At 41.5% G+C, this 20590-nt stretch carries 23 protein-coding genes and 1 other annotated feature; all 23 genes read right to left on the minus strand.

What is annotated here, in order from left to right:
* Window positions 1-107 precede the first annotated feature (107 nt).
* The 23 genes from rpmF to murC all read right to left on the minus strand — a co-directional run bounded on the left by rpmF (window position 108) and on the right by murC (window position 20571).
* Window positions 108-293: a 50S ribosomal protein L32 gene (gene rpmF / locus FC24_RS11390; RefSeq protein WP_083485694.1), complete on the minus strand. Its 186-nt coding sequence runs from the start codon at window positions 291-293 to the stop codon at window positions 108-110.
* Between the two features lie 38 nt (window positions 294-331).
* Window positions 332-886, minus strand: a complete 555-nt coding sequence (locus tag FC24_RS10380; RefSeq protein WP_057874788.1) for a YceD family protein — start codon at window positions 884-886, stop codon at window positions 332-334.
* Window positions 887-1012: 126 nt separating this feature from the next.
* The gene (locus FC24_RS10385; protein WP_057874789.1) at window positions 1013-2170 is read right to left on the minus strand and encodes a nucleotidyltransferase; all 1158 of its coding nucleotides are present in this window, start codon (window positions 2168-2170) and stop codon (window positions 1013-1015) included.
* Window positions 2171-2184: 14 nt separating this feature from the next.
* Complete coding sequence (locus tag FC24_RS10390) at window positions 2185-2922, minus strand: class I SAM-dependent DNA methyltransferase (RefSeq protein ID WP_057874790.1); 738 nt, start codon at window positions 2920-2922, stop codon at window positions 2185-2187.
* The gene (rsfS, locus tag FC24_RS10395; protein WP_191980388.1) at window positions 2919-3278 is read right to left on the minus strand and encodes a ribosome silencing factor; all 360 of its coding nucleotides are present in this window, start codon (window positions 3276-3278) and stop codon (window positions 2919-2921) included. The genes FC24_RS10390 and rsfS overlap by 4 nt, the downstream gene beginning before the upstream one ends.
* Window positions 3279-3335: 57 nt before the next feature.
* Complete coding sequence (gene yqeK, locus FC24_RS10400) at window positions 3336-3896, minus strand: bis(5'-nucleosyl)-tetraphosphatase (symmetrical) YqeK (protein ID WP_057874845.1); 561 nt, start codon at window positions 3894-3896, stop codon at window positions 3336-3338.
* Window positions 3897-3918: 22 nt separating this feature from the next.
* Window positions 3919-4524 (minus strand): nicotinate-nucleotide adenylyltransferase, encoded by a 606-nt coding sequence (locus FC24_RS10405; protein ID WP_057874846.1) that lies wholly within the window; start codon window positions 4522-4524, stop codon window positions 3919-3921.
* Window positions 4525-4664: 140 nt separating this feature from the next.
* A complete protein-coding gene (locus tag FC24_RS10410; protein ID WP_338037834.1) occupies window positions 4665-4982 on the minus strand; it encodes a YhbY family RNA-binding protein in 318 nt (105 codons plus the stop codon).
* A 12-nt stretch (window positions 4983-4994) separates the two neighbouring features.
* Window positions 4995-6116 (minus strand): ribosome biogenesis GTPase YqeH, encoded by a 1122-nt coding sequence (yqeH, locus tag FC24_RS10415; RefSeq protein ID WP_057874793.1) that lies wholly within the window; start codon window positions 6114-6116, stop codon window positions 4995-4997.
* Window positions 6109-6639: a YqeG family HAD IIIA-type phosphatase gene (locus FC24_RS10420; RefSeq protein WP_057874794.1), complete on the minus strand. Its 531-nt coding sequence runs from the start codon at window positions 6637-6639 to the stop codon at window positions 6109-6111. The genes yqeH and FC24_RS10420 overlap by 8 nt, the downstream gene beginning before the upstream one ends.
* A gap of 187 nt (window positions 6640-6826) precedes the next feature.
* Window positions 6827-7186: a 50S ribosomal protein L20 gene (gene rplT / locus FC24_RS10425; RefSeq protein ID WP_057874795.1), complete on the minus strand. Its 360-nt coding sequence runs from the start codon at window positions 7184-7186 to the stop codon at window positions 6827-6829.
* Window positions 7187-7277: 91 nt separating this feature from the next.
* A complete protein-coding gene (gene rpmI / locus FC24_RS10430) occupies window positions 7278-7478 on the minus strand; it encodes a 50S ribosomal protein L35 (RefSeq protein ID WP_057874796.1) in 201 nt (66 codons plus the stop codon).
* Between the two features lie 124 nt (window positions 7479-7602).
* Window positions 7603-8127, minus strand: a complete 525-nt coding sequence (infC, locus tag FC24_RS10435) for a translation initiation factor IF-3 (RefSeq protein WP_083485695.1) — start codon at window positions 8125-8127, stop codon at window positions 7603-7605.
* A gap of 24 nt (window positions 8128-8151) precedes the next feature.
* Window positions 8152-8283, minus strand: a sequence feature (ribosomal protein L20 leader region).
* 20 nt (window positions 8284-8303) lie between these two features.
* A complete protein-coding gene (gene thrS / locus FC24_RS10440; protein WP_057874798.1) occupies window positions 8304-10298 on the minus strand; it encodes a threonine--tRNA ligase in 1995 nt (664 codons plus the stop codon).
* A gap of 331 nt (window positions 10299-10629) precedes the next feature.
* Window positions 10630-11559 carry a primosomal protein DnaI gene (gene dnaI, locus FC24_RS10445; protein WP_057874799.1) on the minus strand — a complete coding sequence of 310 codons (930 nt, stop codon included), beginning with the start codon at window positions 11557-11559 and terminating at the stop codon, window positions 10630-10632.
* Complete coding sequence (locus FC24_RS10450) at window positions 11559-12920, minus strand: replication initiation and membrane attachment family protein (protein ID WP_057874800.1); 1362 nt, start codon at window positions 12918-12920, stop codon at window positions 11559-11561. The genes dnaI and FC24_RS10450 overlap by 1 nt, the downstream gene beginning before the upstream one ends.
* A 22-nt stretch (window positions 12921-12942) precedes the next feature.
* Complete coding sequence (gene nrdR / locus FC24_RS10455) at window positions 12943-13434, minus strand: transcriptional regulator NrdR (protein ID WP_057874801.1); 492 nt, start codon at window positions 13432-13434, stop codon at window positions 12943-12945.
* 188 nt (window positions 13435-13622) lie between these two features.
* Complete coding sequence (coaE, locus tag FC24_RS10460) at window positions 13623-14222, minus strand: dephospho-CoA kinase (protein WP_057874802.1); 600 nt, start codon at window positions 14220-14222, stop codon at window positions 13623-13625.
* Window positions 14219-15067 (minus strand): DNA-formamidopyrimidine glycosylase, encoded by an 849-nt coding sequence (gene mutM / locus FC24_RS10465; RefSeq protein WP_057874803.1) that lies wholly within the window; start codon window positions 15065-15067, stop codon window positions 14219-14221. The genes coaE and mutM overlap by 4 nt, the downstream gene beginning before the upstream one ends.
* 8 nt (window positions 15068-15075) lie before the next feature.
* Window positions 15076-17745 (minus strand): DNA polymerase I, encoded by a 2670-nt coding sequence (gene polA, locus FC24_RS10470; protein ID WP_057874804.1) that lies wholly within the window; start codon window positions 17743-17745, stop codon window positions 15076-15078.
* Between the two features lie 220 nt (window positions 17746-17965).
* A complete protein-coding gene (locus tag FC24_RS10475; protein WP_057874805.1) occupies window positions 17966-18673 on the minus strand; it encodes a Bax inhibitor-1/YccA family protein in 708 nt (235 codons plus the stop codon).
* A gap of 40 nt (window positions 18674-18713) precedes the next feature.
* Complete coding sequence (locus tag FC24_RS10480) at window positions 18714-19148, minus strand: MaoC/PaaZ C-terminal domain-containing protein (protein WP_057874806.1); 435 nt, start codon at window positions 19146-19148, stop codon at window positions 18714-18716.
* 91 nt (window positions 19149-19239) lie between these two features.
* On the minus strand, window positions 19240-20571 hold the full coding sequence (gene murC / locus FC24_RS10485) for a UDP-N-acetylmuramate--L-alanine ligase (RefSeq protein ID WP_057874807.1): 1332 nt from the start codon (window positions 20569-20571) through the stop codon (window positions 19240-19242).
* Window positions 20572-20590 lie beyond the last annotated feature (19 nt).

The raw sequence follows: 20590 nt of genomic DNA on the forward strand, positions 1-20590 counted from the left end.
CGAGGAGATCTCCAAAGGATAGAAACTATCCTTCAACACCATTTGACAAACTTCCACAAAAAACCGTCTTAGCGCCATGGTCGCTAAGACGGTTTATCAGGTATTACCTAGTTATTGTTACCTGTGTTGATAATTTGTTTCCCATTATAAAAACCACAATTTGGGCAAACTCGGTGTGATGCGCGTAACTCACCACAGTTTGGACATGGGCTTAAATTGGGTGTTGTTAATTTAATGTGTCCCCGACGCATACGTTTCTTCGTCTTGGAAGTTTTTCTTGCTGGTACAGCCATTAAATGCCACCTCCTTAAATGATTTAAACCGTTTTACATTACTTATCGGTTGACTCGTTGAATAAACCTTTCAGTTTCGCAAAACGTGGATCGCCTTGTTGTTTGTGTGCTTCCAGTGATTGCTGGTAATGATCTTCTGATACAACTTGCCAACCATCACCTTTAGGCATTGCCGCCGCACCTGCTTTTTCGTGTGGCGTCAATACTTGCATTGGAATCTGTAGCAAAATATTGTCCACGATGGCATGATCTAAGTCTAAGGTATCATTTTTTAAGACAATAACCGTAACTTTTTGATCCTGTTCCATGGATGTTTGCTGCCCTGCTGGAACGTAAACTTCAGTAAAAGCAAAATCCAATGCTAATTCAGTGGGTTTCAACGAACGCGTTGACGGTAAGACCAACTTGCCTTGCACCTTCACATAAGCAGTAACCGCAGTTTCATCTACTGTCAAAAACCCAGAAATTTTTAACGGGCTTACATCGATAATCTGTGGATCCCGATCTTGCAAAGCTGCCTTCAGGTCAAGCGTTTCCGCCAATTTAAGTGGTTCTTGCTGATACTTTTTTAATTCCAGTAAAGACCATTTCATTGAAGTTTCCTCCTAATGCAACGAGAATAATTATAACTTCCCCTAAAATCTTTGTCAACCTGATTTACTTTACAGGAAAGATTTTACCGTTAAGCCTATCATGACACAACTTATGGACCATCAGTTTTACTCAATTCGTAATGGTGGCCGGTTAAAATTTTGTTCTCGACCATTAACTAAACTATAAACCGCATCCGTTTGAATTTCTAAACTTAACGGTCCCTTTTCACTGCCAATTTTTTGACTAACTCGAGAAATTAACGGGAATGGTAAATCAGCTTTAATTTGATGTAAATAGGCTTGCCCTTGAGCTGTAAAACCTAATAAATGAAAATACGGGTGTGTTTCCATTTGCCGAATAGCAGCTGGTTTAACATTTAACAAGACATATAAACAAAGCCGCTGCAAGCGCGTATAAGTGTAACGCTTTGTTTTTAAACCGCGTAATAAACTAGTGAAATTAGTCGCCGTTTTAATTGCGCGGTGAAAACGGTACTCTAAGCCTTCCGTCATTTGATAAGTTTGCGCTAATTCAGCTGTCGGTGTACTTAAAATACGATAACGTAAAAAAGGATAAAAATTTTGCCAAGACAATAATTGATTCTGCTGTAACGCTTGTAATGTTTCCGGCGGAACCACAGCAGCAATTTCCGCAGGCACCTTAGCTTGATGTAACACTAACCGGCGAATGGCACGCGCACTGGCAATGTTGGTGCCATTGAGCTCTTGATCTTGATACTGTGCATAATGACGAGTAATTGGCAATAATTGCAATGGCTGACCTAAGTGAGCATTAGCCGCTGCATAGCTTAAACCTAGTAATTGATTGGGGTGATCAATATTCAATTGCAATGTTGCTTGGTAAAATTGATTTAATTGTGTGGCATAAGTTTGTTGGTAATCACGAAAATAATAGTGCAAATTGGGTAAAGCGGCTAAACGGTGGCCAATTTTCTGATAATCTAATGCTGCATTTTCTGTTCCAAAGGCCAAACTATCACACTTTAAAGCGGCTAAAAGCTTTAAGGCACCGGCCGCAAAACGATCTGCTGGTTCAACAGCATACGCAAATGGCAGCTCGACCACCAAATCCGCCCCGTGACGTAAAGCAACTTCTGCTCGGTGCCACTTATCTAATATTGCTGGCTCACCGCGTTGTAAAAAGTTGCCACTCATTACTGCAATCACAACATCAGCACCTGAGCGTTTTCTGGCCATTTTTAAATGATATAAATGTCCATTGTGCAAGGGATTGTATTCAACAATGACACCTACTGCCCGCAACCTTGTCACCTCAATTAACTTTTTTTAGCCGTAAAAAACCAGCGGACACTGTCTGGCGCCACTGCTTGCTGACCAAAATCTGCACTAACTGCTACTTTTTTAAATCCCGCTTGCGCTAATGCCTGTGTCACTTGAACCAACGGATAAGTTCGTTCCCGGTGCAATTCATTCAAAACTTGATAACCGCCTAAACTAGCATCCCATACAAAAAAAGTTAAGTCATGTTCAACTGAATGGGGGTAATCCCCAACATAACTATGCCACATAAAAGCAGTGGTTTCGTTTTTATAGTTATACATGTACCCTGGAAAACAATCATCCATTTGGTGTAATGAATGCATATCAAATAAAAACAGACCATCTGCCGTTAAATGTGCTGCTACCTGTTGAAATACTTGACTTAAGGCAGCTAAATTCGGCATGTAGCACAACGAATCATCAAAGCAAGTCACTAGCTCATAAGTCCCTAAGTCACCTAACTCACGGACATCACCTTGTACTAACGGAACTGATACTTGCGCAGCTGTAATGTGTTGCTGCGCTAAAGTCAGCATATCAGCGGATAGATCCAGGCCCGTCACTTGATAGCCAGCAGCTGCCAGTTTTACCGCTAAAACACCAGTTCCACAAGCTAATTCCAGTGTTCGTTGTCCCTTTTGACCTGCTTCTTGCTTAACAAATTGACACCAACGATCATACAGTTCTGGTGCCATCAGATGGTCATAAAGGGTTGCAAATGTCTGATAGATCATGCCTTAATCCAGTCACTAACGTCAACTTTAGCTGCATTAGCCCATAATTTTTCTAAGTTATAGTACGCACGTACTTGCGGAGCAAAAATGTTAACGACCACATCACCTAAATCCATTAAAACCCATTTATCCGAGTTTTTACCCTCTATACGTTCAATTTTAACGTCTGCCGCTTCTTCTTTTTCTGCGATTGCTTCTGCGATCGCACCTAACTGCCGCTTAGAACTACCTTGCATAATCACAAAATAATCTGCTAACAGGCTGACTTCATGGACATCTAATGCCACAATATCCTCTGCCCGTTTACTATCTGCTGCGCGGACTGCAATTTCTAAAATATCCTGACTGTTCAAAATAGCGCTCCTTTTCTAATTGTGATACTGATTACTAGCTCATTTGACACCGATAAAAGACTAAGGCTTTGCCGCCCAAGCATTATAAGTATCAATTGTTTTCGGGTAAATACGAGCACGCTTACTGAGTAAGAATTCTAACGTATGAACGACTTCAAAACTAACCCCAGCATCTAAGCTTTGCGCTGCAGCTGCCCGTGCTTGATCGACACCTGGAAAATCACGACCCGGTTCAATAAAATCCGCAATAAAAATAATTTTATCCAAAGTGGTCATGTTAACGTCACCGATTGTATGCCGCCGAACAGCATTTAAAATAGCTGCGTCATGAATGCCTAATTCGCGTTTAATAATTTCTGCACCGACAACACCGTGCCAAATACCATTATTAGCCTGTAACAGCAGTGGATCCAGTTTTTCTTGCTGAATGAGTTGTTTAAACTCCGCATCAGGCCGTTGTTTAGCATAATCATGTACCAATCCTGCAACATCAGCACGCTGAACGTCTCCGCCGTATTGATGCGCCAATTCAACTGCTACTTTAGCTACCCGCTGGACGTGCGCAAAACGACTTGCACTTAATTGCATACCAATCTTGTCCAGCAACTCTGAACGGGACATCGGGACTAAAACTTTTCCATCTTCACTTTTGATCACGGTACAAACCTTCTTTTTCAATATAATCGATGACAGCTTCAGGCACTAAATAGCGAATCGAGCACCCCATTTGCACCCGCCGCCGAATCATAGTCGAACTGATTGCCATCAATGGTGCATCGACCCATAAAATTGGGTAGCGGCTTTGAACGGAATAACCAGGACGCTTAACCCCAACAAATTGAACCATTTTAGTCAGTTCATCGATCCGATGCCAGTTTGGTAAGTCTGCTACCATATCTGCCCCGATAATAAAATAATAATCAGTATCAGGATGCTGCTGCTTTAAGGTCATCATTGTATCATACGAGTAGCTAATTCCGCCACGTTTCACTTCAGCAGTTTCTAATGCAAAGTGCTCATTACCGGTAATCGCCCGCTGTACCATTGCGACACGGTGCTTAGCCGCAATTGCCGTTTTAGGTGTTTGGTGCGGTGGTGTCGCATCTGGCATAAATAAAATTTTGTCCAAGCCTAGTTGTGACCCCACTGATTCGGCAATAATCAAATGTCCTAAATGAGGTGGATTAAAGGTTCCGCCCATAATACCAACTTGCTTTTTATGTTTATCCCCTAAAATTTCTTCTTTCATTTCGACTGTGATCACAGGTTGTGTCAATGTCCTCACCGTTAAAATGTCACCTCTTCAACTTACCATTTGGCTAACTATTGATCGCTCAGACTTGCTGATTTGCAAAGTTGCTAAGCGCCGCCATTAGCCTGTTGGCATGTTTATAATGCTTTAACTTTTAAAGAAAGCCGCCGATATTTTTCTTTTGAAGCTGGTCGGTACAATAATAATACACGACCAATAATTTGTGGAATTTGTACGCCGGGTAATTGCTCTCGCAACGCGGTTGCCACTTCTTTAGGTGCTAAATCCGCATTTTGCAGCAAATTAATTTTAACTAATTCATGCCGCGCTAAATTATCATCCAGCTGACTTAAAAACGACGCATTAAGTCCATTTTTGCCGATATGAAATTCGGGCTGCAACCGATTAGCCCGCGCACGTAAAAACCGTTTTTGTTTACCTGTTAATGCCATCATAAACTCCCTTCACTAAATTAATGCCGTACGTAGCGTAACTGCAACACCTTTTGGTGCCCAACCGCTAACCGTAGCGCCTGCTGGTACGGTAATCCAGCCTAACCCGGCAAACACCACGTCACTTTTTTCTTCTGGTGTAAATTGAATTCGTTTTAAAGCCGGTAACGTTGCTACTTCTTTTGGCCGCGGCGGTTGTAATAATTTACCCAACTGCCGGCTGTAAAAATCCGTCGCATTGCTTAATTTTGTTCGATGAATGTAGAGATTGTTATCAAAATATAACGTAAATCCACTATGCGGTCCTTGCTCATAATCAAAGCGACCCACCCCACCTAAAAATAGGGTTTGGCCACTATCAAGCTGATAAGTACGCGGTTTGATTGGCTTTTTAGGCGTAACCAGTTTCAAATCGCGCTGGCCTAGGTAGTGCGCCATTTGCTGATGATGGATGATTCCCGGAGTGTCAATTAATTGTTGACCATCTGCCAGTGGAATTTCAATTTTATCCAAAGTTGTTCCTGGAAACCTTGATGTCGTGATTAAATTTTGTGTGCCTGTTGCCTGCTTAATAATCCGATTAATCAAAGTCGATTTACCGACATTGGTTACTCCCACAACGTAAACATCACGACCAGCCCGATAATGATCAATGGCTTGTAATAATTCATCTAATTGATAGCCGTTTTTAGCACTGGTCAACAGTACATCAACCGGCCGTAAGCCTGCTGCATGCGCTTGTTGTTGCAACCACTGTTTGACTTTGCCCCGCTTAACTGATTTTGGCAAAACATCCACTTTATTTCCAACTAATAAGACAGGATTATCACCAACAAAACGGTGTAAGCCAGGAATTAAACTGCCATTAAAATCAAAAATGTCTATCACATTGACAATCAACGCATCTGCTTCACTAAGCTGCGTTAGTAAACGTAAGAAATCATCATCACTTAAACGGACATCTGAAATCTCATTATAGTGCCGTAAACGAAAGCAACGTTGACAGTACACATCCTCCGCCGCTAGATTCTTTTTTAAGGCAGAGGCTGGAATGTAACCAGCTGCAGTTTTATCTACTGTTTGGATCTGGGCACCACAACCAATACAGTAATGTGGTGTCACTGTTTCTTCAGTCATTCAAACGCTCCTTCCATCTAAGTTCTGGGTGACGCCGCAATAAGCGCCGCATTAAAAATTTTTCAAAAAACCGATTAATTCTAGTATTCCAAGCATCCGTTTCAATCAATGGCTGCACTAAAATTGTCCGGACGTGACTATGGTTGGCAGCAATCACATCCGTCAGTAATTGGTCCCCAACCATAACCAGTTCTCCACTAGTTAGGCCAAGCCGCTTCTTTGCTTGGCGAATACCAAATGTTAATGGTTTTAACGCGCGGGAAATAAAAGGCAGACCTAAATTTGCCACTGCACGGCTAACGCGTGCCGCACTATTATTAGAAACCACAACGACAGGAATCCCGCTAGTTTGCATTTTTGTAATCCAATCGTGCAGTTGACGGGTTCCAGTTGGATTGTCCCAGGCAATAATCGTGTTATCCAAATCAGTTAAAATCGCTTTAATTCCCTGCTGCTTAGCATCTTCTGGCGTTAACTGGGTAATTTTAGATAACATCCAAGTGGGTTTGTAATCTAAAAACATAATAACCTCTCAACATTAATCAGTTTTACTGCATTCTATCACTTCATTATAAGGTAATCGCCCTTAAATTGCATCTGCTAGGTACAAAAACCTCTGGTTAATCAATAATGATAAGCTAGTTTTAATAAAAAGAAGGCTGCGACAATATTTGCCACAGCCTTCCTGCTGATGCACAACGCTTTAGCGATTATTTTGCAATTGCAGCTTTTGCCTGTTTGGTAATGTCTGCAAAAGCTTTACTATCACTAACCGCAAGTTCTGCTAGCATTTTACGATTGATATTAATGCCAGCCAATTTTAAACCATGCATCAATTGACTATAACTGATGTCGTTTAAACGTGCTGCTGCATTAATCCGCGCAATCCATAACTTACGGAAATTACGCTTAACTTGCCGCCGATCGCGGAAAGCATAACGGTATGAAACCATTACTTGTGTATGTGCAGTTCTAAATAAACGGTGCTTAGAACCACGATAGCCTTTAGCTAATTTTAAAACTTTTTTACGACGTTTGCGCGTCACTGTTCCACCTTTAACACGTGGCATACAAATTCCTCCTCAAATACGTCGACAAACCAATTTAACTGCTATTAGTTGCCGCACATTGCCTAAAATTAATTTCGTTAGATGATGCCCATTATTTCATTTGGGATATCATTTGTTTGATCCGCTTCATATCACTAGCGGAAACCATGCCTGATTTTGCCAAGTTGCGCCGTTGCTTCTTGGTTTTACCATGGAAACGGTGACTCGTGAAAGCATGACGACGTGACAATCCACCACTTCCGGTTTTCTTGAAACGTTTTGCTGATGCACGATGTGTTTTTTGTTTTGGCATAATTAATTTTTCCTCCCTACAGCAAGCAATCTTAACATTAACGTACTGCTTACCGAACAATTTGTGAGCTGCACGTTGACGACCGGATTAACAGCCGGTAAAACTAACTGTCAATTGGTGCTGCTTACTTCTTTTCTGCAATTGGCTGCAACATCATCGACATACTACGACCATCCATCTTCGGCCGGTTGATGACTGTTGCAACATCTTTCGTTTCATCTGCCAAGCGATTAAGCACTTCACGCCCAATATCTTTATGGGTGATGGCCCGACCCCGGAAACGGATCGATGCTTTAACCTTATCACCCTTTTCTAAGAACTTACGGGCATTTTTTAACTTAGTGTTGAAATCATTTTGATCAATCGTTGGGCTCAAGCGAACTTCTTTAACGTTAACAACTTTCTGCTTCTTACGAGCATCACGTTGCTTCTTTTGCATTTCAAAACGGTACTTACCGTAATCCATAATCCGCGCTACCGGTGGTTTTGCACGCGGTGCAACCAGAACAACATCTAAATTAGCTTGGTCTGCAATCCGCAGCGCTTCAGTTTTACTTTTGACTCCTAATTGTTTACCACTTTCAGAAATCAAACGAACCTCACGTGCACGAATCCCATCATTGACCATCATGTCTTTTGCTATGGCTATTCACCTCCAGAAATTTCGAGAAATTTGCAGAAAAAAGCGGAGGACTGCATTGCAGACCCCCGCTATAAATCAGATATCCTGATTTAAACCGTTCATTATCTGCCCAGAGACATTACGTCAACTTAGGCGAGAAGCGGGCTGCTTCTGCTTAATTCCCAATAGCACTGATTATACCGTTAGTTTTTTTGGTTGTCAAGCTGTTGCGTCACATCTGCTTCTGTTCCGCTTAGCTTACCCGTTCGACTGTAATTATGAACTTCCGCGATCATAGCATCGATGTACATATTTGTATCTTCGGTAATGGCTTTGTCTTCACCATAATGCCGAACAGATACACTGGCATGACCCATTTCTTGATCACCAATGACTAATGTATATGGGATTTTTTGTGTTTGTGCTTCCCGAATCTTGTAACCCATTTTTTCATTACGGTCATCGATTTTAACCCGGAGACCATTCACTGCCATCCGCCGTTTAACTTCACGTGCATAGTCACCATGTAAGTCGTTTTTAACCGGAATGATAACAGCCTGGATTGGCGCCAACCAAGTCGGGAACGCTCCTTTGTACATTTCTGTCAAGTAAGCAGTGAAACGTTCCATAGTTGAAACTAAGCCCCTGTGGATCATCACTGGCCGGTGTTCTTCCCCGTCACGACCGACGTATTTCAAATCAAACCGTTCTGGCAACATGAAGTCTAACTGAATGGTCGATAACGTCTCTTCGTTACCTAATGCGGTCTTGGTTTGAACATCTAACTTAGGACCGTAAAAGGCCGCTTCACCTTCTGCTTCAGTGTACTTCAAACCTAATTCATCCATAGCCCCTTTTAACATGGTCTGGGCCCGGTTCCACATGTCATCATCATCAAAATACTTTTCCGTGTTATTAGGATCACGATAACTTAAACGGAAGGAATAGTCGCTAATATCAAAATCAGCATAAACTTCAATCATTAAGTTCAAGATTTTCTTAAATTCATCTTTAATTTGATCTAACATCACAAAGGTGTGCCCATCGTTCAAGGTCATTTCACGAACCCGCTGTAAACCAGATAATGCACCGGATTTTTCATAACGGTGCATCATACCTAATTCAGCAAGCCGCAATGGTAATTCCCGGTAACTCCGGATGTGGTGGTTATAAATTTGAATGTGGCTCGGGCAATTCATCGGCCGCAATTCTAATTCTTCACCGTCACCCATATCCATTGGTGGAAACATATCATCCCGGTAATGTTCCCAATGGCCGGACGTTTTATAAGTATCTAAGTTCATTAAAACAGGTGTATAAACATGTTGGTACCCATGCGCAACTTCTTTGTCAATGATGTAACGTTCAATGGTCCGACGAATTGTGGCCCCTTTTGGCATCCAGTAAGGTAGACCTGCCCCTACTTTTGGATCAACAAAGAAAAGGTCCAATTGGTTACCGATCACACGATGGTCCCGATCATGAGCTTCTTTCCGGCGCGCATCGTCAGCATCCATTTGTTTTTGCGTGAAGAATGCAGTGCCGTATACCCGTTGCAACATTTTGTTGCTTGATTTACCTTGCCAATAAGCACCGGCAACAGATAATAATTTTGTGACTTTCAACAAATGCGTGTCTGGCAAAACACCTTGTTCACCAAAATCAAGGTAATCGCCTATACGATACAATACAACCTGCGCATCTTCAGGTAGTGCATTTAACAAGCTAGTCTTATACGGATCAGCTTTAAATTCAGCTAAAGCATCGCCTTTTTTAACAACCTGCCGCGTAATGGCCATTTTATCCGCAATCATTTTTGCTAAATGATCATTGATCGCCGCCAAATCATCAATTGAGACTGGTTTAGCCGCATTATCAGTATCATAGTAAAATCCATGTTCAGTCAAACCACGTTCACCAAAGGTCATGGCTGGAAATAGATCATGCAAAGCTGCCCCTAACACTAAACTAGCTGTATTCCACAATACCTTTAAACCCGCGTCATCTTTAGCGGTGATCAACTCAATCTTACCATCACTAACAGGTGCCATCAGATCGATTAACTGACCATTTAACTTACCAGCTACGGCATTTTTGCCTAAACTCGTGCTAATTGACTTTGCCACATCAATGGTTTTCGTTCCTGCAGGAAAATTCTTTTCTTTACCGTCTGGAAACGTCAATTTTACTTCTGCCATATCCTTAACCTCCTTAAAATTTTGCCACACTCTAATAAGATATTCCCACAATAAAAAAGTCCCTGAAATCAGTTTCCTGACTTCAGGGACGATTAATCGCGGTTCCACCCAAATTTAAAGTACAATTTGTACTTCCTTATTAGCGTTGTTAACGGTCACGAACCGATCCTACTTTGCATAGGATATCTTGGAAAGTGGTCAAGCATTAATCCGCTTAGCAAGTCCCAGCACCCTTGCCTCTCTGAAAAGCTAGATTAACCTTGTTATCTTTCCGCTTCGATGATTTCATTGAACCACAACTAATCCATAAATTCAAGGGGCCACCCCTAATTTAAGGTTGTAGCCGACGATTTTTACCTAATAATTCAATTTCGCGGCTCAAAAAACGAATCCGCTCCATAATCCGCTTGGCCTTTAGCGGCTCGTGCTCTCCACGCTGCGTCACACTTAGATGCTCATGCTCCAATTGGGCCATCGAAAAATTAGACGAAAAGAAAGTCGCCAGTTCTTCTTGCATTCGGTATTGTAAAATAACTCCCAATACATCATCACGAATCCAACTAGACATGGAATCGGCACCAATATCATCAATCATTAGAATCCGCGACCGCTTAATGGCATCCAATTTAGGTGTCAAATCATTTTGGCCAATCGCATTTTTCATTTCCACTGCAAAGGTTGGAAAATGAACTAAGGTGGTTTGAAAACCACGGACCGCCAGCTCATGAGCCATCGCGCCTAGTAAATAGGTTTTTCCTACACCAAAACTGCCATACAAATAAAGTCCTTGGTGAAATTGATCTGGCGCTTTCGCATAGTGATCCAAAAACAAAGTAGCTGCATCTAAAGCAGCAAAACGGGCGTCATCTTGATAAAATTGGCTTAAGCGCGCCTGGCGAATATTTTTGGGCATATTGATCGAACGTACTCGTGCCTGCAATGTCCGCGCTTTTTCCGCGGCAACTAATTCTGCAGTGGGTTCATACGTCACATCAATAAAATGGTGGTTTAAAATTAAACGCGGCTGATAGCCTGGTGCTAACGAAGTTTTTTCCGCCTGAAATTTATTTTTTTCTGTAACAAATTCATAAAGCTTTGCTGCACTGCGATCGATCATCGGTTGATCAATGACTTGCTGGTGAGCCTGGATAAATTTCTGTACTTCTGGATCCGCCATAACTTTAGCCATCAGGGCGTCGTAGTGCTGGTTTAAATCTTTCTTATTCATTAAAATCCGTAAATTTCTGCCCATATTTTCCATTATGACGACTCACCATCCTTATCTGCCTGCAACGCAGCTAACCGTTTCCGCACTGCTGCCCGCTGTTTTGCTGAAACTTTTGTTTGGGGTGCTTGATAACCGGATTGCGCCCAATCCGGCAACGTTTCTTCCCGCACTGGTTGTTTACGCCGCTTGCCTTTTTGCTTAGTCTTTTTCTGCTGATAAAACGACTTCACTTCTGCCATCGCGGCTTCAGGCGTTGTAACGTGGTGCTGCAACCAGCCATTGGCCACACCATCCACATAAGCTTGCGTTAACGTCGGCTTTTGGCGCACATTAATCACGTAATGACTCAAAATGTTGATAATACTAGTATCTGCAAATAGATGACGTGACAACAAACCTTCCAAAACACGACGCTCACTATTAGTGACATAACCACCTTGCTGTCGCTTTAACTGATCTAAAAAAGTGATGGGTGCTAATTGACGGCTGACTTTGATCAATTGTTGATCATTTTTGGATAAATCGCTATTAGTTGGCGCCGCCTGCGGCTTAACTGCTGGCTTCGTTGACTTAATTGTTTGAGCTTGCCGAGCAATTAAACGTTTCAAGGCTGCCATGTTTAATTTATTAGTGGCGACATTCACACTATCATTGACATATTGCGCTAATTGTAGTTCATTCAAACCATATAAAGTGTGCAACACTAACAATTGATCGTAATTTTGGTCCAATTGACGTTCTGACACAAAACTAGCCTGTAATTGCTGCTTAAAAAACGACCAATCAAAATCAGCAGCTGCACGCTGATCTAACCGCGGCTGTGTCGGTTTTTTAGGTGTTTTAAATGCTGCTTTTGCTTCGCCAATCGCATGGGGTAATTGATCTAGTTTTTGCGCATTAACGTGAAAGACATCTAAAAAATTCAAGCTCACTTCTTCAACTCCCGGCTTTGATTTAACTGGATGTAACCGGAATTGTGCTTTTAACTGATCAAACCGAGTTTCCCCCACCGCATCATACAAAGACAGGCTCAATAAATCATCATTAAAAAAAGCTGTTGGAGCTTGCGGCGCATAAAGCTCATAAATAAAAGTCCGCAAATCTCCTTTAACTTGCCGGTATGATTTAATCAGTCCCAATGCTTCCAAGCGCGTACGGCTGTCATATAACGTTGGCAAATCCACATTTAATAGGGCCAGCAACGTGCTGTGAGGTTGCGTTTTCGCCGGTGTTTGCAATTGTGTCCACAACAACAAGTATAAACTGTATGCGGCAGTTCCCATCAATGGCTGATAAAGATAAGTCAAGACTTGCCGGTCAAAATCAGATAAATAATTGGCATCTGTAACCACAAAACCATCCCGTGGGTTTAATAGATAAAACGCGTCCTGCATTGACTAGCCCCCTTTCTTAAAATTAAGATGACTGATGGTGCTCCCCTTTTTTCGCCTGTTTATCACGGTCTACCACTTCATTTAGTTCACGCAAAAAAACATTAACATCTTTAAATTGCCGATAAACACTGGCAAAGCGGATATAAGTAATCTCATCAACGTCAGCTAACAGTGTCATGACGTATTCACCGATCACTTGCGAAGAAACCTCATTTTCACCTAACGCGCGGATTCGGTTTTCCACTTCATCTACAATTTGTGTCATTTGTTCCATAGTAACTGGCCGTTTTTCAGCTGAGCGAATAACGCCCCGTAAAATTTTTTCACGGTTAAATTCTTCCCGTGTGCCATTTTTCTTAATCACTAACAACGGTGTTTGTTCCATGCGCTCAAATGTTGTAAATCGAAAATGACAATGTTCGCATTCCCGGCGCCGACGAATGACGCGACCTTCATCAGTTGGCCGTGAATCCACTACCCGAGAGCCGTTGTGATGACAACGTGGACATTGCATAATAACACCCCTTTATTTTTAGACATTTCCGTTTCAATTATAATGATTGGCTTGCAAGTTACTAACTTGGCACCAAAAGTTTTCTAAATTTCATTTCATCTATCAAAAGTATACCATTCAACTACAGTCAACGTACAGAAATGGTGCTGTCACTAAATAAATAAGGTCAGGACAGCGCCTCACCTTACTTAAACTAACTGATATTGCGTTAAAAATTTTAGCACTTGTTGCTGAGTAACTGCAAGTGTCTGATTGTTATCAATAATCACATCGGCTAATTGCCGTTTAGCACTCAAAGGCCATTGACTAGCAATCCGCTGTTTTGCCGCTTGAGTTGATAACTGATTTCGTGCCATCAATCGCTGTAACTGAATGGGTTCACTGACGTCTACCAACATCGTTAAATCTGCTAATTGTTGATAGTGACTTTCAAATAACAACGGAATGTCCAACACAATTAACGCAGCAGCTGTTCGCCGATAATCGATCAATTGCTGCAGAATTGTTTGGCGAATCAACGGTCCAGTTATCGCCGTTAATTGTGCCAATAAATGTTGATCCGCAAAAACCAGTTGCCCTAATTTTTGCCGGTTTAATGTGCCCGCTGCCGTCAAAATTCCCGTTGAAAACAATGCGACAATTTGTTGCAAGCCAGGCGTTTGCGGTGCTACCACTTGGCGGGCAATTTTATCTGCATCAATGATTGGAAAATGATATTGATGCAACCAACGACTAACAGTTGATTTACCACTGGCAATGCCGCCAGTTAAACCTAAAACCAAAGTCATGATAATGATTCCTGCTTTACCGGTAAAACTTGGCACTGCGGGCAAAAGTGAGTGCCACGTTGCCCCACTTTAATTTTTTTAATCGTAGTCCCACAACGAGGGCAAGGTGTACCTTCCCGGCCATAAACTGATAATGCCATTTTAAAACCACCAGTAGCGCCATAGGCATCTGTATAACTGCGAATTGTTGTCCCCTTTGCTTTCGTTGCCCGTTTGAGCTCGCTGATAATATTATCGTGTAATTCTTTGATTTGCGCAGCGGACAAAGTGTTAGCTGGCTGTAAAGGATTGATTTTACTCATCCATAACACTTCATCTGCATAAATATTACCTAAACCAGCTACCGTAGTTTGATCAAGCAAGGTCGGTTTAATCGCTTTTTTATGCCACTGCAATTGCTGCGTAAAGTCCGTAACGGAAAAATCTGCTGCGGTGGGCTCCGGCCCTAATTTATTTAAGCCTGGAACTTGGGCTTCATTCCCAGTTTTAATCAACATCATCCGACCAAATTTACGCATGTCTAAATAGCGTAACGCACTGCCGTCCGTAAAATTAAAGATTACGTGAGTGTGTTTGGTTAATGGCTGATCTTGGGGAACCACCCGGTATTTGCCTTCCATCCGTAAATGGGACACAATCGTCAGCTGGTGGCTTAACCGAAAGAGTAAATACTTTCCCCGCCGGTCAATTTCCTCAAAAGTTTGTCCCTTTAGTGCTGCAATAAACTGAGCCGTGTCGCCTTTGATAATCTTATCCCAGCGCACCTGAATCGTCGCAATTGTTTTGTGCAACATTAAATTGCGTAAACCTTGACGGACCGTTTCCACCTCGGGTAATTCTGGCATGTTCTCACCTAACTTTCTTTCACGTCATACCAAGTTGGCCCACTGCCATAACCAACCTTCATCGGCACTTCTAATTTAACGGCTGCATCCATCACTTGTGGCACTAATTTTTGTAAAAGCGGCAATTCTTTGGTTGGTGCTTCAAAAATCAACTCATCGTGCACTTGCAATAGCATTGTGGCCTGTAAATTACGTTCTTTTAACTGACGTTGCATGTTGAGCATGGCCACTTTGATAATATCCGCCGCACTCCCTTGAATTGGTGTGTTCATCGCTGTGCGTTCAGCAAACGACCGCCGGTTGAAATTCTTCGAATGAATGTCCGGCAAATAGCGCCGCCGATGGAATAAGGTCTCAACATAACCGTATTTTTTCGCCATTGCGACAATATCATTCATATATTTTTTAACGTTTGGATATTCTTGAAAATAACTATCGATGTAATTTTTTGCTTGCTTACGCGAAATGCCTAAATTTTGCGACAAACCATAATCACTGATACCATAAACAATCCCAAAATTAACGGCTTTTGCTTGCCGACGCATGTTGGGATCAACTTCAGCATTTTGATCTAAGCCGAAGATTCGTCTAGCAGTGCTGGCGTGAATATCTTCGCCATTGATAAAGGCTTGCTGCAGATTATGATCGTGTGAAATGTGCGCTAAAACGCGCAATTCAATTTGTGAATAATCTGCCGCAAAGATTTGCCAATCGGCTTGTCGCGGCACAAATGCGCGCCGAATTTGGCGGCCGTCTTCATCACGAACCGGAATATTTTGCAAATTAGGATCAATTGACGAAAGCCGGCCAGTTGCCGTCAAAGTTTGTAAATAAGTGGTATGAATTTTTTGATCCTCTGGATGAATGACTTTTAATAAACCGTCAATATAGGTGGATTGTAATTTGGCTAAGCCACGGTAATCTAAAACATCACTAGCGATTGGCGCAATCGGCCGTAATTGTTCCAATACACCGACTGCAGTGGAGTAACCCGTTTTAGTTTTCTTAATAACCGGTAAATTCATTTTTTCAAATAAAATTTTGCCCAGTTGTTTTGATGAATTAATGTTAAATTCTTCTTCAGCTTCAGCATAAATTTTTTGTTTAACCGTTTCTAATCGCTGCGCAAATTGCTTGCGTAATTGATTCAATTGTTTTTTGTCCACACGAATACCTGCAATTTCCATTTGTGCTAAAACAATCGCCAATGGTAATTCCATTTCTTTAAATAACCCGTCTTGTTCATTTTCTTCTAAACGTTTATCTAAAGGTGCTTGTAATTGTTCAATGGCCTGGGCTTTTTGCGCTAAATGCTGGTATAAAACCTGGACGTCTTCTGGTAGTGCGCGCTTTGCGCCTTTACCATAAATTTCTTCATCAGTAGCAACATCTTGATATTGATGTAAATGGGCGATTTTACCTAAGTCATTGCCGCTATCATTGGGATTGAGTAAATAAGAAACCAGCAACAAATCAAACCGAATGCCAGCTAATTTAATGCCCAGCCGATTTAAACCAACATAAGTCCGTTTTGCGTCAAACACTAGCTTTTCTTGCTTTTCATCGGCAAAAAAAGCGGTGAAAGCTGGCTGTTGTAACAATTTAACGTCAGTGCTGACATACCATTGTCCCTTTTGACCAATCACGAATCCAGCAAATGGCGCGACGTGATAGTTAGATGCCAACATCTCTAAGTAAAATGTTACTGGGCCAGTAAAACCAGCTAAAACAGCCGGAATATCTGCTTGAACTAGTTTTTGAAATTTCACTTTTTCCCGCTTTTTATCCGCTTCAGGATCGGCCAATTTACTCAAAAATGAATTAAAGTCCATTTCTTGATAAAAGCGCCGTAAAGCAGCGATATCTTGCCCATGATAAGCCAGATCTTCTAGCTCGACAGTAACAGGCGCATCTTGCTTAATCGTCGCTAAATCTTTGCTTAAAAAAGCTTGTTGCTTATCATTTTGCAAATTTTCTTTCATTTTGCTAGGCTTCATTTGCGCTAAATGTTCATAAATACCTTCTACACTATGGTATTTTTTAAGCAATTTAATCGCCGTTTTTTCGCCAACCTTGGTCACGCCAGGATAATTATCCGATGTATCCCCGGCTAACCCCTTCATATCAATAATCTGACGTGGTGTCAGTTGATATTTTTCAGCAATGTGCTCTGGCGTGTATGCCTCTAAATGATTAACCCCTTTAACTGTCACATTAACTGTCACTTGATCGGTGGCTAATTGCGTTAAATCACGGTCACCCGTAACAATGTCCACTTTTTTAAAGCCCTTATCCACCGCTCTTTTTGCCAGTGTGCCGATGATGTCATCTGCTTCATAATTTACCAACTCATATGAACAAATGCCATAAGCTTTTAACAAATCATGTAGAAAAGGCAGTTGTTCCGATAATTCACTGGGGGTTTTTGCCCGCTGGCCTTTATAATTATCGTATTTTTTTGTGCGGAAAGTCGTCTTACCAGCATCAAACGCCACCAAAATGTGGGTGGGCGCAAACTTTTTTAAAACGACATCCAACATGGTATTAAAAGCATAAATGGCGTTAGTATGCAGCCCACTGTGATTAATAAAGGTATTAATCTGCGAGTGCAAGGCAAAAAAAGCACGAAACGCCACACTATTGCCATCAATTAATAATAAATGTTTTTCGCTGGCCATAACGAAACTCCCTAAAATTAGATTTTTATCCTCTTTATATTCTAACAAAAAAACCGATGTCTTGCTGTCTAAAAAACAAAACTTCGCTATCACTGGCCAATGCGATACAAAAAAGGCTGAAACAAAAATAATCCTTTTGTCACAGCCATTTATTTTCATTATAAATGTAATCCGAAGAACGTCTGTCAGCAGATAATTGCTGACACACGCTACCTTAACTTTAGTCGTCGCTAGTTGTGCCAATGCCAAAAATTCGTAAGAAGAATAAGAATAAGTTAACGAAGTCAAGGTAAAGTTGCAATGCACCCATCACTGCCAAGCCATTGGTATCAATTTGTCCAGCGTATTGTTGGTACATCATTTTAATCCGTTGGCTATCCCAAGCGGTTAAACCAATGAAAATGATGACGCCAATAAACGAAAAGATATAGTCAACCATTGGATTACGTAAGAATAAATTGACGACTGTCGCTACTAGCAGACCAATTAATGCGGCAAAAGCCATTTGTCCCATTCCTGCTAAATTACGTTTAGTTAACGAACCATACAACGCCATTGATCCAAAGGTTGCAGTAGCAGCAACAAAAGCAGTGGTAATATTCGCAACACTATAAAACGATAGCGTCAGTGCAAGTGTTAGCCCATTCACAACGGCAAAAGCCATAAACAGCATGAAGGATAAAATTCCCCCACGACTGGCTTTAAAACTTGTCGCCATCACAAAGCCCAACTCTAAAATAATTAAACCATAAAGCATAAATGGGTGTTCACTGAGTAAACTCGCAAACTGCACCCGATAAACTGTTAAGGCTAAAAATGAAACGATTGCTGAAATCGCAACACCCAGCGTCATGTAACCGTAAACTTTGGTTAAATATTGACCTAAGCCGGCCTCATTGATCACAAGATTTCTTGGTTGTTCCTGCATCACAAACTTCCTTTCTGAAATTAAGGATTCTAGTTAAACATTATTTAGGCGGTGCTACTAATACTTCTGCATCCAACACCTTCGTCTGGTGAGCATCTTTAGCTGTAACCGCAATGGTAACCAATTCGCGCGCTTTATCCACGCGAATAACATTGAACGTAAATGTTAATGTCACACCATGAAAAACCGGCTGCATGAAATTCAATGATAAGTTGACCACATTACTGCCAGGACCCGGTAAATGTTTAGAAATAGCGCTGGTAATAATTCCGGTAAGTAAAATTTGGGGAACGATGGCGTGCTGATAGTCGGTTTGTGCCGCATAATCAGCCTGTGTAAACAGCGGATTATTATCATTTGTCAATCCTAGGTAAAGAAAAATATCACGTTCTTCGATTGCCTGTGTGACCGTTAAGCTGTCGCCTTCTTTAATGGTACTCAAAGTTTTCCCCAGCTGATAATTCGTTGCGCTCATGCCTAGTATCCCCCTTTAGTCCGTATTTTACCAAATTATAGTTATTAGGCAACTAAAAGGTCGTTTGAATTCTGCTTAGTTTTAGTTAGCCTTAGTTATTTTTTAAACTAGTCGCACTTAATAAACTTTCATAAGCTTTTTCATACTTTTGAACATCACCAGCACCCATGAAGACCACCACGGCTTGATGGTATTCCAGCAATGGCGACATATTATCAAGTTTTAATACTTGACCACCCTTACTGATTTTTGCACCTAAATCAGCACTGGAAACTCGGCCATTATGTTCCCGAGCAGAGCTGAAAATATCCGTTAGGTAAACTACATCTGCTAAACTTAGACTTTTTGCAAAATCATCCATGTAGGCAATGGTCCGCGAAAACGTATGTGGCTGGAAAACAGCAATAATTTTACGGTTTGGATATTTCTGCCGCGCTGCATCCAGCGTTGCTTTAATTTCAGAAGGATGGTGTGCGTAATCATCGATGATTGTCATATCGGCCATTTTACGTTCGGAAAAACGCCGCTTAACGCCGCGGAAGCTCAATAATTCCCGTGCCACCTCGTCATGAGCAATTTTTTCCATATGGCTGACAGCGATCACTGCCAAACTGTTCAGTACGTTGTGCTCGCCAAATAGGTGAATAACATAATGACCAAGCGCTTTACCATGGAAATAAACGTCAAATTCAGAACCATTGATTGTCCGCAAGATATTGCGCGCCTGAAAATCATCCTGGTCGCTTGTACCGTAATAATAAATTGGCACATTAGCTTGTAACCGCCGCAAGTTTTGGTCATCTCCCCAAGCAAAAATACCTTTTTTAACTTGGTTAGCTTCCGTTTGAAATGCTGAAAAAACATCTTCAATGCCGTGATAATAATCAGGGTGATCAAAATCAATGTTAGTCATAATCATGTAGTCCGGTGATTGTGCCAAAAAATGCCGGCGGTATTCGTCAGCTTCAAAAACAAAAAATTGTGAGTTTTTAATGCCTTTACCTGTGCCATCACCGACTAAAAAACTAGTGGGTGCAATACCGCTGAGAACATGGGCTAACAAACCAGTCGTACTGGTTTTACCATGCGCGCCAGCCACACCAATACTAGTATGTCCCGCTAAAAGTTCCCCTAATAATTCAGGATAGCGCAACACTTTTAAATGTAATGCCTTAGCAGCTTTAATTTCTGGATGTGTATCAGAAAAAGCATTACCAGCTACAATGGTTAAACCAGCATGAATATTTTGCGGGGAAAAGGGCATAATTTTAACGCCAGCCTTTTCTAAACCACGTTGCGTAAAAGTATACTGATTGATATCAGAGCCTTGAACTCGATAGCCCTTATCATGCAAAATCATTGCCAAGGCGCTCATCCCTGAGCCCTTAATCCCAACAAAATGATAAATTGTATTGTGATCCACTCAAAAAATCCCCTTTTCC

The sequence above is a fragment of the Loigolactobacillus rennini DSM 20253 genome (assembly GCF_001436505.1).
Classification (GTDB): domain Bacteria; phylum Bacillota; class Bacilli; order Lactobacillales; family Lactobacillaceae; genus Loigolactobacillus; species Loigolactobacillus rennini.

What these genes read in the sequence shown, in the direction of transcription:
- rpmF (WP_083485694.1), bottom strand. Translation starts at nt 293, where the DNA reads ATGGCTGTACCAGCAAGAAAAACTTCCAAGACGAAGAAACGTATGCGT.
- FC24_RS10380 (WP_057874788.1), bottom strand. Translation starts at nt 886, where the DNA reads ATGAAATGGTCTTTACTGGAATTAAAAAAGTATCAGCAAGAACCACTT.
- FC24_RS10390 (WP_057874790.1), bottom strand. Translation starts at nt 2,922, where the DNA reads ATGATCTATCAGACATTTGCAACCCTTTATGACCATCTGATGGCACCA.
- yqeK (WP_057874845.1), bottom strand. Translation starts at nt 3,896, where the DNA reads ATGTCCCGTTCAGAGTTGCTGGACAAGATTGGTATGCAATTAAGTGCA.
- FC24_RS10405 (WP_057874846.1), bottom strand. Translation starts at nt 4,524, where the DNA reads ATGAAAGAAGAAATTTTAGGGGATAAACATAAAAAGCAAGTTGGTATT.
- FC24_RS10410 (WP_338037834.1), bottom strand. Translation starts at nt 4,982, where the DNA reads ATGATGGCATTAACAGGTAAACAAAAACGGTTTTTACGTGCGCGGGCT.
- yqeH (WP_057874793.1), bottom strand. Translation starts at nt 6,116, where the DNA reads ATGACTGAAGAAACAGTGACACCACATTACTGTATTGGTTGTGGTGCC.
- FC24_RS10420 (WP_057874794.1), bottom strand. Translation starts at nt 6,639, where the DNA reads ATGTTTTTAGATTACAAACCCACTTGGATGTTATCTAAAATTACCCAG.
- rplT (WP_057874795.1), bottom strand. Translation starts at nt 7,186, where the DNA reads ATGCCACGTGTTAAAGGTGGAACAGTGACGCGCAAACGTCGTAAAAAA.
- rpmI (WP_057874796.1), bottom strand. Translation starts at nt 7,478, where the DNA reads ATGCCAAAACAAAAAACACATCGTGCATCAGCAAAACGTTTCAAGAAA.
- thrS (WP_057874798.1), bottom strand. Translation starts at nt 10,298, where the DNA reads ATGGCAGAAGTAAAATTGACGTTTCCAGACGGTAAAGAAAAGAATTTT.
- dnaI (WP_057874799.1), bottom strand. Translation starts at nt 11,559, where the DNA reads ATGGAAAATATGGGCAGAAATTTACGGATTTTAATGAATAAGAAAGAT.
- FC24_RS10450 (WP_057874800.1), bottom strand. Translation starts at nt 12,920, where the DNA reads ATGCAGGACGCGTTTTATCTATTAAACCCACGGGATGGTTTTGTGGTT.
- nrdR (WP_057874801.1), bottom strand. Translation starts at nt 13,434, where the DNA reads ATGCAATGTCCACGTTGTCATCACAACGGCTCTCGGGTAGTGGATTCA.
- coaE (WP_057874802.1), bottom strand. Translation starts at nt 14,222, where the DNA reads ATGACTTTGGTTTTAGGTTTAACTGGCGGCATTGCCAGTGGTAAATCA.
- mutM (WP_057874803.1), bottom strand. Translation starts at nt 15,067, where the DNA reads ATGCCAGAATTACCCGAGGTGGAAACGGTCCGTCAAGGTTTACGCAAT.
- polA (WP_057874804.1), bottom strand. Translation starts at nt 17,745, where the DNA reads ATGGCCAGCGAAAAACATTTATTATTAATTGATGGCAATAGTGTGGCG.
- FC24_RS10475 (WP_057874805.1), bottom strand. Translation starts at nt 18,673, where the DNA reads ATGCAGGAACAACCAAGAAATCTTGTGATCAATGAGGCCGGCTTAGGT.
- FC24_RS10480 (WP_057874806.1), bottom strand. Translation starts at nt 19,148, where the DNA reads ATGAGCGCAACGAATTATCAGCTGGGGAAAACTTTGAGTACCATTAAA.